Source organism: Muriicola sp., from assembly GCF_049669965.1.
Classification (GTDB): Bacteria; Bacteroidota; Bacteroidia; order Flavobacteriales; family Flavobacteriaceae; genus Muriicola.
Genome location: NZ_JBATLB010000211.1, coordinates 1 through 12430 on the forward strand (window position 1 = coordinate 1; position 12430 = coordinate 12430).

Annotated in this window: 12 protein-coding genes and 1 pseudogene; 3 read left to right on the forward strand and 10 right to left on the reverse strand. The window is 41.4% G+C overall.

Annotated elements, in window-relative coordinates:
• Positions 1 to 221, forward strand: a pseudogene (locus tag WBM49_RS11020) (acyltransferase); the annotation flags it as partial.
• On the opposite strand, the gene WBM49_RS11025 reads toward WBM49_RS11020, so the two are convergent.
• Complete coding sequence (locus WBM49_RS11025) at positions 218 to 706, reverse strand: hypothetical protein (protein WP_424372105.1); 489 nt, start codon at positions 704 to 706, stop codon at positions 218 to 220. The pseudogene WBM49_RS11020 and the gene WBM49_RS11025 sit on opposite strands and share 4 nt — an antisense overlap.
• A 68-nt stretch (positions 707 to 774) precedes the next feature.
• Between WBM49_RS11025 and WBM49_RS11030 the strand changes: the two genes are divergently transcribed.
• On the forward strand, positions 775 to 918 hold the full coding sequence (locus WBM49_RS11030; RefSeq protein ID WP_424372106.1) for a hypothetical protein: 144 nt from the start codon (positions 775 to 777) through the stop codon (positions 916 to 918).
• 103 nt (positions 919 to 1021) lie between these two features.
• On the opposite strand, the gene WBM49_RS11035 is transcribed toward WBM49_RS11030, so the two are convergent.
• From WBM49_RS11035 to thrA, 9 genes are all read right to left on the reverse strand, one after another.
• Positions 1022 to 1447, reverse strand: a complete 426-nt coding sequence (locus WBM49_RS11035; RefSeq protein WP_424372107.1) for a hypothetical protein — start codon at positions 1445 to 1447, stop codon at positions 1022 to 1024.
• 200 nt (positions 1448 to 1647) lie between these two features.
• A complete protein-coding gene (locus WBM49_RS11040) occupies positions 1648 to 2358 on the reverse strand; it encodes a YebC/PmpR family DNA-binding transcriptional regulator (protein WP_424372108.1) in 711 nt (236 codons plus the stop codon).
• 79 nt (positions 2359 to 2437) lie between these two features.
• Positions 2438 to 2725 carry a 4a-hydroxytetrahydrobiopterin dehydratase gene (locus tag WBM49_RS11045; protein ID WP_424372109.1) on the reverse strand — a complete coding sequence of 96 codons (288 nt, stop codon included), beginning with the start codon at positions 2723 to 2725 and terminating at the stop codon, positions 2438 to 2440.
• A gap of 99 nt (positions 2726 to 2824) precedes the next feature.
• Positions 2825 to 3646, reverse strand: coding sequence for a sugar nucleotide-binding protein (locus tag WBM49_RS11050; RefSeq protein WP_424372110.1), 822 nt, complete (start codon positions 3644 to 3646; stop codon positions 2825 to 2827).
• A gap of 3 nt (positions 3647 to 3649) precedes the next feature.
• Positions 3650 to 4564, reverse strand: coding sequence for a glutaminase (locus WBM49_RS11055; RefSeq protein ID WP_424372111.1), 915 nt, complete (start codon positions 4562 to 4564; stop codon positions 3650 to 3652).
• Positions 4564 to 5652, reverse strand: a complete 1089-nt coding sequence (gene gcvT, locus WBM49_RS11060; RefSeq protein ID WP_424372112.1) for a glycine cleavage system aminomethyltransferase GcvT — start codon at positions 5650 to 5652, stop codon at positions 4564 to 4566. Before gcvT ends, WBM49_RS11055 begins: the two co-directional genes overlap by 1 nt.
• 96 nt (positions 5653 to 5748) lie before the next feature.
• Positions 5749 to 7044 (reverse strand): threonine synthase, encoded by a 1296-nt coding sequence (gene thrC, locus WBM49_RS11065; RefSeq protein ID WP_424372113.1) that lies wholly within the window; start codon positions 7042 to 7044, stop codon positions 5749 to 5751.
• Positions 7045 to 7069: 25 nt separating this feature from the next.
• Positions 7070 to 7999, reverse strand: coding sequence for a homoserine kinase (locus tag WBM49_RS11070; RefSeq protein WP_424372114.1), 930 nt, complete (start codon positions 7997 to 7999; stop codon positions 7070 to 7072).
• Between the two features lie 63 nt (positions 8000 to 8062).
• Positions 8063 to 10507, reverse strand: coding sequence for a bifunctional aspartate kinase/homoserine dehydrogenase I (thrA, locus tag WBM49_RS11075; RefSeq protein WP_424372115.1), 2445 nt, complete (start codon positions 10505 to 10507; stop codon positions 8063 to 8065).
• Positions 10508 to 10835: 328 nt separating this feature from the next.
• Here thrA and WBM49_RS11080 point away from each other — a divergent pair, with 328 nt between their 5' ends.
• On the forward strand, positions 10836 to 12371 hold the full coding sequence (locus WBM49_RS11080; RefSeq protein WP_424372116.1) for an NAD(P)H-hydrate dehydratase: 1536 nt from the start codon (positions 10836 to 10838) through the stop codon (positions 12369 to 12371).
• Positions 12372 to 12430: the final 59 nt, after the last annotated feature.

The window sequence follows — 12430 nt, forward strand, 5'->3', positions numbered from 1 at the left end:
CTCCGGAAGGCACGCGCAAGAAAGTAACACAATGGAAAACCGGGTTTTATTATATCGCTAAACAGGCCAAGGTTCCTGTGGTTATGGTATCTTTTGACTATGGAAAAAAACAGGTAAAAATATCTGAACCGGTCTTTACGACCGATAGTAAGGAAACCGATTTTAAGCGATACAAAGAATTTTACAAAGGTGTTGTTGGGAAGATCCCCGAATACACTTAGACCCTAACAAATGTAAAGCTAATACGTGCCGATTCTGAAGTGCCGTCATTATCAAAATCGTATTCTCCGGTATCAAAACCTCCATAAATCTCAAAGGTATCACCAGTTAGTGTTGCCCCGTATGAATCCCAGTCGCCCGGATAGTCTGCCCACTCAATAGAAAAGTAGTAGTTTCCTTCCCAGATTTCCCAGAACATCTCACCACTTACGGTATAAGCAGGTCGATCGGAAGGATCAATGGTCATTGTAAACCGGCCACTACTCTGAACAGCCATGGTTACCGTTCCACCGTCACCAATTATCTCAACAGACATTGCGTCACTATCTCTGATAAAACTTGCAGATGTAGCTTCCCAATTTCCGGCTAGTTCACTGATATTAAATGGACCATCGGGGGTAATTGGTGGATCTTTTTCACCACATGATGCGGCAACAAACAGTATAAAAAGCACAGCTAATAAAACCGATTTTGTTGAAGTTCTCATGATTTCTAAGTATTAGGTTGTTCATGAATGAACGTGTTAAAAATTCCGTTATTCAAAAGTAGTTTCACATGGAGGTACGTGCAATGATATTGGTCAGCGCAGCAAATAAAAAGGTAAAAGGGTTAAGCATCTTAGTACCGCTTTATTCAATGAATAAAACAGAGGAAGATTTTAATTCGTTTATGAAATCCTTAAAAGGTGCAGTAGGATAGATATCCGAGCAATACGCCGAAATACTACAGGCAACAAAATCTAGGCTCGTACAAATATGAAATGCAGGGTACACAGTTCCGCATCCCCATCATTATCAAAATCCTATTCGCCAGTTTCGCTACCGCCGTTAATGGTAAAAGTAGTGCCGTCCCAGGTATGGCCATAAGTGTCCCAATCATCGGGGTATGAATCCCATACAATTGCAAAATAATACGTTCCTTCCCATTTTTCCCAGAACATTTCTCCACTTACCGTGTATGCTACACGGTCTATCGGGTCGAGCGTTACCGTAAAACGACCGCTAGATTGCACAGTCATACTAGCTGTTCCACCATCCTGTACAACATCAACAGATAAAGTGTTAACGCTAAATTGTGCTTTTGTAATCTCCCAGTTTCCGGCTAGTTCACTGATGTTAAAAGGACCGTCTTTGGTAAGTTCATCTGCCGGATCATCTTTGCTGCAAGAGAAGGCAACAAACAATACCAGAATTGTACTAAAAAATAATGCTTTCGTTGAAGTTCTCATGATTTCTAAGTATTAGGTTGTTCATGAATAAACGTGATTCAAAATTCCATTATTCAAAAGTAGTTTCAGACGGAAGTACGCGCAATGATATTGGTCATCCCAACCAATAAAAATGCAATAAATGCTATGATTTCGAAGAATTTGGGACTATTCCGGGAGTTTTCTAATGTTTTTAAGATAAAATCATGTAGTTTCTGAAGTTATTCCTGCATGGTGTGATATACATTCTGTACATCATCGTCTTCTTCGATCTTCTCCAGAAGTTTTTCTACATCTTCGGCTTCCGCCGCGCTAAGTGCTTTGGTAATTTGCGGAATACGCTCAAACCCGGAAGATAAAATTTCGATTTCCCTGGTTTCCAATTCTTTTTGAATGGCCCCAAAACTTTCGAAGGGAGCATATATCATGATACCATCTTCATCCTCAAAAACCTCTTCTGCGCCAAAATCGATTAGATCGAGCTCCAGTTCCTCAGGGTCAATACCTTCTATGGGAATGCGGAAATTACAGGTATGATCAAACATAAATTCAACCGAGCCCGAGGTGCCCAGGCTGCCGTTACACTTATTAAAATAACTCCTGATGTTTGCAACCGTACGGGTATTGTTGTCTGTAGCCGTTTCTATTAGGACGGCTATACCATGTGGGGCGTAGCCTTCAAATAATACTTCTTTGTAATCGCCCAGAGATTTGTCTGAAGCCCTTTTTATAGCCCGTTCAACATTGTCCTTGGGCATGTTCACGGCTTTGGCATTCTGGATCACTGCTCGCAGGCGCGAATTGGCATCCGGATCCGGACCTCCTTCCTTTACGGCCATGACGATGTCTTTCCCAATACGTGTGAACGCCTTGGACATGGCAGACCAACGTTTCATCTTCCGTGCTTTCCGAAATTCAAATGCTCTTCCCATAGGCTATATTACCGAATAATTTCAGGCAAATTTAGCAATTTTTAGAAGCCTTACAAGGTACAGTTAGGCTTTGTAATTTTTAGTCGCTTTCAATGATTTTTTCTATGCTACCGGCGAGTTTAAAGTCTTTTTCTGTAACGCCCTGTGCATCATGGGTGCTGAGGCGGATATGCAAAGAGTTATACACATTGCTCCATTCCGGATGGTGATTTTGAGCTTCACATTCAAAGGCAATGCGCGTCATAACGGTGAAAGCTTCCTTAAAATTCTTGAACTCAAACGATGTTTCAATTCCGTCATCGACATATTCCCATCCCTCCAGGGAGGCCATTTTATCTTCAATTTGTTGAGAGGTAAGTTTTTCCATAGGTATTATTTTTAGTGTGCTAAGCTCAGCAGGTAAATCTACCGGGCAGGTTAAAGATACAAGTAAAAATTTATGGCCGCTGAAAAGTAAATCGGAAAACTAGCCTACTAAATGATGATCTATGACTTGCTGATAGTTTAATTGTAAATTTTTAGGAAGTAAATGATCCTTAGGTAGCACTGCCAGGAATCGTTCCTCATTGGTGGTAAATACCCTTTTGTAGATGGGGTTAAAACTCCCTATACGGTCTACCACCTCCCTTATAAAATCTTCGTGATGTACAAGGTCTGTGCTGCCCAAATGATAAATACCGCTTTTATTCCTGTTGATAAGGTAATGGATCTGCTGTGTAAGTTTATCATCGTTTGTGACATTGATGATCAGGTTAGGAAACACTTCGATAGGGTCATTGTTCCATATAGCCTGTTTCATTTCCTTGATCCTTGGTGAGGTATTGCCAAAGACCATAGGTACTCTTAGGATAGCTGCCTTCCGTTTAGGAAGACGCAGCAGCATATTCTCTATTTTGATTTTTAATCGGCCATAAATACTTTCAGAAAGGGTCTTGTCGTATTCGTAAGACGGGAATTTACTGTACCCGTCAAAGACATTGGCGGAGGAAAGGAAGAATACTTTACAGTTGTGTTTGGCTACATATTCGGTCAGATGTTGATGCGCCTGAATTTGCGCAGCGAAATCGCCTCGTAAAGCCGAAATAATGATGGTAGGTCGAATCTCTTCCAGCAACTCAAAAATATCGTCTTCCTGTAGATCGTATTGAAAAAATTGCTGATTGGAAGTATATCCGTTTCTGGAGGAAAAATAAGTACCGTAGGTGTCATAATAATTACACAATTCCTTGTAAAGTGCATTACCTATGAAACCACTGGCGCCTAAAATGAGTATTTTTTTTGATTCCAACGATTAAAATATTGATAAACCAGTTCTGGTGGTCAATTGCTCTAATGCCAACATTCCCAATTTTGAATTTCCTTTTTGATTTAAACCTGGTGACCAGGTAACAACGCAATACTGGTCTGGTAATAGGGCTGCTATTCCTCCACCTACACCACTTTTTCCGGGAAGGCCCACTTCAAAGGCAAATTCACCCGCTTCATCATAAAATCCACAAGTAAGCATAAGCGCATTGATCCGCTTTACCTGGTTAATATTCAAGTATTCTTTTTCTCTTAAACATTTACCCCTGTTCATGAAGATATAAAAGAGTTTTGCCAGTTGTTTACAAGACATTGCCAAAGAGCATTGATGGAAGTAAAAATCTAAAACAGTATCTACATCGTTTTCAAGATTTCCATATGATTTTAGTAAATAAGCCGCGGCATAGTTTTTAAAACCAGTTCTTTTTTCTGATAGGGCCACCTTTTCATCGTAGTGGATAGTTGGCTCGTTTGCTATATTTCTGACAAATGTCAGGAAGTCTTCTTTTGGATTTTTTAATTGGCTTATTAAGACATCACACACAACCAATGCCCCTGCATTGATCAATGGATTTCTTGGTATGCCATTTTCCATTTCAAGGAGCGAAAGATGATTAAACGGATCTCCCGAGGGCTCTACCGAGACTCTTTTCCACAATTTGTTATCAACCACTCCCATTGCCTGGGCCAATGAAAGGACCTTGGAGATACTTTGAATAGAAAAAGCTTCTTCGGCATCCCCTGCACTATAGCTGTTATTTTGTGAATCAATAAGGTGAATGCCAAATTTATGTTTATTGGCTATGGCCAGTTCAGGAATATAAGAGGCAACGGTTCCCCGATCTTCAATAGATTTTAAATTACGGGTAATATCCTCAATAATCCCTTGGAAGTCTATCATTAATCTTTATAGAATGGTAATTTAATGATGGTTGCGCCAACAGAGTTTTTTCTTATCTGTATTTTAAGGTTACTTCCGGGAGACGCAAATTCTGTCGGAACATAGCCTAATCCAATACCTTTGCCTAAAGAAGGAGACATGGTACCTGAGGTTACACTGCCAATTTCATTTTCGTCCTTATCCAAAATGGCATATCCTTGTCTGGGAATACCCCGTTCATTTAATTCAAAGGCTACTAATTTGCGTTTAACGCCTTCTTCTTTTTGTCTGGCCAGCCCATCTTTGTTCACAAAATTGTCCTTGCTAAGCTTGGTTATCCAACTCAGCCCGGCCTCTAAGGGAGAGGTCTCATCATTAATGTCATTTCCGTACAGGCAATAGCCCATTTCCAGTCGTAAGGTATCTCTTGCCGCCAGGCCTATCGGTTTTATGCCGTACGCTGCACCGGCCTCAAAAACGGTATCCCATACCTGTTTTACCTCAGTGTTCTTACAATAGATCTCAAAGCCCCCAGATCCTGTATAGCCTGTTGCAGATATGATCACATGATCTATCCCTGCAAAGTCGCCTACGACAAAATTGTAAAATTGGATCTGTTCTAAATCTACTGAAGTTATACTCTGCATAGCCTCAACTGCTTTTGGTCCTTGTATGGCCAATAGGGAGTAGTTTTCTGAGATATCCTTCATCTCCGCCTTGTAATCCGCATTGTATTTAGAAATATGATTCCAATCTTTTTCAATATTAGAGGCATTCACGACCAATAGATAGGTTTCCTCCTTTACTTTGTAGACTATAAGATCATCTACAATTCCGCCGGTCTCATTTGGCAAACAGCTGTATTGTGCCTTGCCAACCGTAAGTTTTGAAGCGTCATTGGAGGTTACTTTTTGGATTAGGTCTAATGAATTAGGGCCTTCGATCAAAAACTCCCCCATATGGGATACGTCAAATACACCTACTCCTTTTCGCACAGTTTCATGTTCTATGTTAACACCTTCATAGGATACGGGCATATTGTAGCCAGCAAAGGGTACCATTTTTGCACCTAATTTCTCATGGGTCGCAGACAGCGCTGTATTTTTCATATTATCGGAATCTTTTACTGCCCAAAGATATTGAAAATAGTTGGTTGACCTCCTAGGAATAGGGTGATTTGGTGGATAGGTCCAATCCTGGGATTATCACTTTGTTAAAAGAAAACTCCTAAGTTCTTCATACTCAGATATCCGTATAGAGACCTTTTTTTTGTCCATAATTTTTTCTATCTGAGGGGGTAGGGGGAGGGAAATGTTTAAGGTAGAAGATACTACGTCCAGGAATTTGACAGGATGTGCAGTCTCGAGGAAAATGCCATAAACATCTGGGTGGTTCTCCATATATTTTTGGAGTCCTAAATAGCCTACTGCCCCATGTGGATCTGCAATATAGCCAGCCTGTTTATAGATTTTTTTAATTGCTTCTTTCGTTTCTATGTCGGTGAAAGAGTACGAACTTAGTTCAGAGTGTAATTGCGAGAAGTCATCGTGATACAGATGTTGAATTCTAACGAAATTACTGGGATCACCCACATCCATTGCGTTAGATATAGTAGCGTGGGATGGTTTTGGATCATAAACTCCGGTTTGCATAAACTTTGGTACGGTATCATTTCTATTGGTAGCGGCAATAAAATGACCTACCGGCATCCCCATTTGCTGCGCCATCATTCCGGCACAAATATTTCCAAAATTTCCACTAGGCACGGAAAAGACCAATTTTTTATTTAATGCTTTTAGTTCCTTGTAAGCAAAAAGATAATATAGCATCTGAGGCAACCATCTGGCAACATTAATGGAGTTGGCTGAGGTAAGTTGTACGCTGTTGATAAGGCTGTTATCCACGAAGGCTTTTTTTACCATCTTTTGGCAATCATCGAAGGTGCCATTTACCTCCAGGGCCGTGATATTTTGTCCGAGGGTGGTGAGTTGGCGCTCTTGTATGTCACTTACCTTCCCACTAGGGTATAGAATCACTACTTCAACTCCTTTTACGCCCAGGAAACCATTGGCAACTGCACCGCCGGTGTCTCCTGATGTGGCCACCAAAACTTTGACTTTTTGTTCAGAATTTTTAAAGAAATAGCCCAGACAAAGAGCCATAAATCTGGCTCCTACATCTTTAAAGGCCATGGTAGGTCCGTGGAAAAGTTCCAGGGCAGATACTTTTTCATTTATGGGTATAAGAGGAAAATCAAAATCGAGCACCTCCTCAAGAATTTCTTTAAGTACGGCAGGAGGAATGTCATCCTTTACAAACGGCATTAGGGCACGGTACCCAATCTCATGATTTGAAAGATCCTGAATGTTTTGAAAAAAAATAGTCGGGAGCTGGGGGATTTGCTCCGGAAAGTACAAACCGCCGTCTGGGGCAATTCCCTTAATTACGGCCTCTTTAAAAGAAACCTTAGCGGCATTATTATGTAGGCTATAGAAGTTCATTTTACTCTTAGGTTCTCATAGGCCTTCAGGAGATGATCTGAATACCTTTTGTATTTATTTCAGAAACGTACGGATCATACGAAAGATCCATTTTTACAAATACGTTACTCATGGCTTGTGTTACCCTTGTTGCGGTCGCTAATCCTTTACTCAAGGCAAAAATAGAAGGTCCGGATCCGGAGATTCCACAGCCAAGGGCGCCGGCATTTAACGCTTCTTGTTTTACCTCATCAAAACCAGGGATAAGGATAGATCTGATGGGTTCTACAATGTGATCTACCAGCGACCTACCAATAAGATCATAGTCTTCCTGAAAAAGACCGGCTACCAGCGCACCTACATTTCCCCACTGCTTTATTCCGTCTGCGAGTGAAATACTGGTTTTTAAGATCTTCCTGGAGTCTGAGGTCTTTATTTCTATATGCGGATGTATAATGGATGCGTAGAGCTCCTTAGGCGCGTGTATTGGAATAATATCGAGTGGATCCGTGCTTCTGACCAATGTAAATCCTCCATAAATTGCAGGCGCGACATTATCTGCATGGGCAACACCACTAGCAAGTTTTTCACCAGCCATGGCAAATTGAACTAATTCGCGCTTGGAAAAAGGGGCATCCAATAATGCATTCATCCCCCAAACTGCCCCGGCTGCACTTGCTGCACTACTGCCTATCCCACTACCAGCTTTGATCTTCTTATAAATCTCTATTTCAAAGCCGCCTTTGTACGTAGAGGCTTCCATAAAAGCAAGCCCGGCCACTCCTGCTACATTGTTTTCAACTTCCTTGGGAAGGTCCAGACCAATAATTTTGGTGATCCTAAGTCCGGGAATAGGTACCTTTTTAATGACCATTTCATCACCAACAGCAGAAAGCGCCAGTCCGAGCACGTCAAAACCACATGATATATTGGCAATCGTAGCCGGACAAAATATTTTAATGCTGTCTTGGGTCATATGGGACAGGTTTCAGTGCCAAAGCTATTAGAATTTTAGAAATGATACTGTTTTCTTGATTTTTTAATACGTTCCAATTCTGATGATATCAGCAAAAATCCCGGAAGCAGTCACATCTGCTCCAGCACCTGCGCCTTTAATGATTAATGGTTGTTCAGGATACCGCTTCGTATAAAAAAGTACAATATTGTCACTTCCCGCAAGGGAATAAAAATCGTGTCCCTCAGGAATATGCTCCAGGCCAACACTTGCTTTTCCATTATCCAAAGTGGCTACAAACTTGAGCTTACAAGCTTCTTTTTTGGCATCTATGACCATCTGTTGAAAGTGGTTTTCAAATTTCTTCAGCGCGGCAAAGAATGCTTTATTATCTTTTGTTTGCAATGCTTCCTCAGGTAAAAATGACCTGTTCACAATTTCCTCCAGATCCATCACATTGCCACTTTCCCTGGCCAGTATCAGTATTTTGCGCATTACATCTATTCCGCTCAGGTCTATTTTTGGATCTGGTTCAGTATAGCCTTCTTCCTGGGCCTTTTTTACCACATCATGAAAAGTAGTTGTTTCGTTGAAATTATTAAAAACGTAATTCAGGCTACCAGACAATACAGCTTTAATCTTTATGATCTCATCGCCAGAGGCAATGAGATGTTTTAAGGTGTCAATGATTGGTAAGCCAGCACCCACATTGGTCTCAAAAAGGAAAGGAGCCTCAAATTCCTTTGCGAGTTCTTTGAGCAGACGGTAGTGTTCATAGCCAGATGAACAAGCAATTTTATTACAGGTCACCACGGCAATGCTTTGCTTAAGGAAATTCTTGTAGGTAAAGGCAACCTCTTCGCTGGCGGTATTGTCTACCAGTATGCTGTTCCTCGCATTTAATTCTAGTATAGTGTTGTAGAATTGAGTGGCGTCTGTCTTGGTTCCCTGGGTTAAAAGTTCCGGCCATTTTTGTAAAGGGATACCTTGTTCATCAAAATACATGGTACGGGAATTTGCGATTCCTATAACCCTAACATTTAATCGCAAGTGTTCTTTTAAGTACTTTTTTTGTTGTTTTAGTTGCCCTAACAATTTGGACCCCACATTTCCAACACCCAGTATAAAAAGGTTTAATTGCTTTGTTTGTTCTTCAAAAAAGGCCTCGTGAAGTGTATTCAAAGCCTTCTTTACATCTTCTTTCCTGATTACAGCAGATATGTTTCGTTCAGAGGCTCCCTGGGCAATTGCGCGGATATTTACGTTGTTCTTTCCCAAAGTGCTGAACATTCTACCACTTAATCCCTGGTGATTTTTCATCTGATCCCCAACCAAGGCAATAATGGCCAATTCTTTTTCAATGAGTAGGGGTTTTATTTTTTTCATGGCCATCTCGTAGGCAAAAGCTTTATTCACCTGGCTAATAGCCTTTTCTGCATATTCATCGGCAATACCGATGCAGATAGAATGTTCGGATGATGCCTGGGTAATGAGCACAACACTTATCTCTGCTTGTGAAAGTACTTCAAAGAAACGCTTTGAAATACCTGGGATGCCTATCATTCCCGGCCCTTCAATTGAGAGTAGTGTAATGGCGGGGATATTAGTAATTCCTCTAACTGTTCTCCCTTCTTCGGGTGCCTTTCGTGTTATGATGGTTCCTGGAGCCTCTGGGTCGAAGGTATTTTTGATGGCTATAGGTAATCCTTTGGCTAATACCGGTTGAATGGTAGGAGGGTATAGTACTTTTGCGCCAAAATGCGATAGTTCCATAGCCTCTTCGTACGAGATATGAGGGATGGCTTTTGCTTGCTTTACAATTTTAGGATTCGCCGTATACATGCCGCTGACATCGGTCCAAATTTGCAATTCCTCGGCATCTATGGCAGCCGCTACAATAGAAGCGGTATAATCCGAACCCCCTCGTCCCAGAGTGGTAACATTTCCATCCCTGGTAGCGGCAATGAATCCTGGCATAACCACAATGTGAGCCGGTACTTTGGAAAAATAGTGAGAACATCGATTTCCACTCTCTTCAAAATCTACGATGGCTTTGCCGTGAGTGTTATCTGTAATAAGAAGCTCTCGGCTATCTTTAAACGTTGCTTTATGGCCAACTTCAATGAAGTATTCGCTGATGATATAGGCCGACAAAAGTTCACCAAAACTGACTATCTTATCGGATAATTTTGGCGTTATCTCACCGATATAGTAAGCCCCTTCCAGCAGTGTTTCCAGGACATTTAACTCACTCTTAACCTTGCTTAAGACCTTGCTTTGCGCGTTTATGGGGAGTAATTCTTTTATAATATTCAGGTGGCGCTTTTCTATATCTTTTAAGACATCCTTATATTCAATTTCCTGATCGGCAGCCGTTTTTGCCGCTTTAAGTAACATATCCGTGACACCACCCAGGGCAGAAACTACTACTACGAGTTTTTTGGCCTTGGTCTGGGCGATAATATTTTGTACTTGTTGTATACTAGCGGCTGTAGCTACGGAGGTACCGCCGAATTTTAAAACTTTCATGTGAATCAAAAATTAAAGAAAAGTAATGTGTTGAACAAAGAATAATACAGATCACCCCCATGGGGTTCCTGTAGGAATGGCAGTTCCTGAACAACAGGGAATATTCGTTCGACAATGGCAGGTAACAGCGATCATAAGCACTTTCATAACGGTTCAAATGTAGTATTTTTAGATAGCCAACCCAACATTAATAGGATTTTTTGAGGACTCACGGATTTTTTCACCTTATTTTTAAGAATTCATTGGTCAACTTGCTGAAAAAGGAGATTTAACATAAATCCCTTAATTTTAATTAGGTATCGTTGCCCTAAAAAGTACAGCGTTTAGAATGAAAATACTCTCTGGTGATCAAATAAGAAAAACAGATCAATATACCATTCAACAACAAGGTATACGCAGTGATGAACTGATGGAAAGGGCAGGAATGGCACTTTTCAAATGGATTCATGATCAATTGCAAGGGGCCCCGGTTACCATTCATCTTTTTTGCGGTATAGGAAATAACGGAGGCGATGGCCTGGTTGTAGCAAGGCTCCTGGCCGAACATGGGTATTCCCTTGAGGTGTATATTGTAAATTATAGCGATAAGAGGTCCCCCGATTTTTTAACCAACCTGGATCGCCTCAAAGATCGTAAGATATGGCCGCATGTATTTTCTAAGGTTGATGAGTTACCGATTGTCTCTAAAGATGACATGATCGTAGATGCTATTTTCGGGACCGGTCTCAACAGGTTGGCAGACGAATGGGTAACTAAACTCATAACTCATTTAAATGCCAGCGGGGCGTTTATTCTATCGGTAGACATACCTTCAGGCTTATTCACAGACAAGCCTGTTGCAAATACTTCCGGAATTATCATGGCGCAGCTTGTAGTCTCATTTCAATATCCCAAGTTGGTATTCTTTTTACCAGAGAGCGGGGTTTTTTGCGAGCATTGGGTAGTGGTCGATATTGGTTTAGATACGGAATACGTTGCCAACTTAGCTGTGACTTATGAACTAATTCAGCTTCAGCAAGTCAGAGCCTTGTTCCGGCCCAGGAAAAAATTTACTCATAAAGGCACCTACGGACATTCTTTGGTCGTTGGTGGGTCCTATGGAAAAATTGGGGCGGTGCACTTAACGGCAAAAGCCTGTATAAGGGCTGGCAGCGGATTGGTAACTGTATTTGTTCCTCAATGCGGCTACGTTCCTCTGCAAAGTAGCTTGGCAGAGGTCATGGTTATAACGGATAAACAAGAGAAACATCTTTCACATATCAGGGTGCCGTTTCAACCATCTGCTATAGCCTTTGGAATTGGTGCAGGGACTTCCGAGAGCACCATTGATGCATTTGAAGCATTTTTAGAGCAAAACAGAACTTCTCTTGTCATCGATGCCGATGGACTTAATATACTTTCCAAAAAGAAATCGTTGTTAAAGTTATTACCTCCCAAAACGGTTTTGACACCACATCCCAAGGAATTAGAACGACTAATTGGGCCCTGGCAGAATGATTTTGAAAAGTTAGAGAAGGTTATAGCGTTCTCTTCTACCTACGATACTATTGTAATAATCAAAGGAGCTCACACCATCATTGTTTACAAAGGGCTGGGATATGTAAATGATTCGGGTAATCCGGGCATGGCTACTGCGGGAAGCGGAGATGTACTTACGGGGGTTGTTACTTCATTAATTGCCCAGGGCTATCTGCCATTGGAAGCGGCTATCATGGGCGTTTTTTTACATGGAAGAGCAGGAGACCTTGCCGCACAGCATGGGAGCATGGAGTCGCTCATGGCAAGTGACATAACAAGTCATTTAGGAAAGGCTTTCAGTGAGGTATCCTCAACGGCAGATGAAAAAGAAGGAAATGACGGGTAGAAGAATCTATTTTTTGGCAACGCGTCTTTTAACCCATGCCAGGGCATTGTTGTAGTCAA

Excerpts from the sequence above, each read along its gene's own strand:
- thrC (WP_424372113.1), bottom strand. The coding sequence starts at position 7,044 with ATGAACTTCTATAGCCTACATAATAATGCCGCTAAGGTTTCTTTTAAA.
- WBM49_RS11080 (WP_424372116.1), top strand. The coding sequence starts at position 10,836 with ATGAAAATACTCTCTGGTGATCAAATAAGAAAAACAGATCAATATACC.
- WBM49_RS11045 (WP_424372109.1), bottom strand. The coding sequence starts at position 2,725 with ATGGAAAAACTTACCTCTCAACAAATTGAAGATAAAATGGCCTCCCTG.
- WBM49_RS11025 (WP_424372105.1), bottom strand. The coding sequence starts at position 706 with ATGAGAACTTCAACAAAATCGGTTTTATTAGCTGTGCTTTTTATACTG.
- WBM49_RS11055 (WP_424372111.1), bottom strand. The coding sequence starts at position 4,564 with ATGATAGACTTCCAAGGGATTATTGAGGATATTACCCGTAATTTAAAA.
- gcvT (WP_424372112.1), bottom strand. The coding sequence starts at position 5,652 with ATGAAAAATACAGCGCTGTCTGCGACCCATGAGAAATTAGGTGCAAAA.
- WBM49_RS11035 (WP_424372107.1), bottom strand. The coding sequence starts at position 1,447 with ATGAGAACTTCAACGAAAGCATTATTTTTTAGTACAATTCTGGTATTG.
- WBM49_RS11070 (WP_424372114.1), bottom strand. The coding sequence starts at position 7,999 with ATGACCCAAGACAGCATTAAAATATTTTGTCCGGCTACGATTGCCAAT.
- thrA (WP_424372115.1), bottom strand. The coding sequence starts at position 10,507 with ATGAAAGTTTTAAAATTCGGCGGTACCTCCGTAGCTACAGCCGCTAGT.
- WBM49_RS11030 (WP_424372106.1), top strand. The coding sequence starts at position 775 with ATGGAGGTACGTGCAATGATATTGGTCAGCGCAGCAAATAAAAAGGTA.
- WBM49_RS11040 (WP_424372108.1), bottom strand. The coding sequence starts at position 2,358 with ATGGGAAGAGCATTTGAATTTCGGAAAGCACGGAAGATGAAACGTTGG.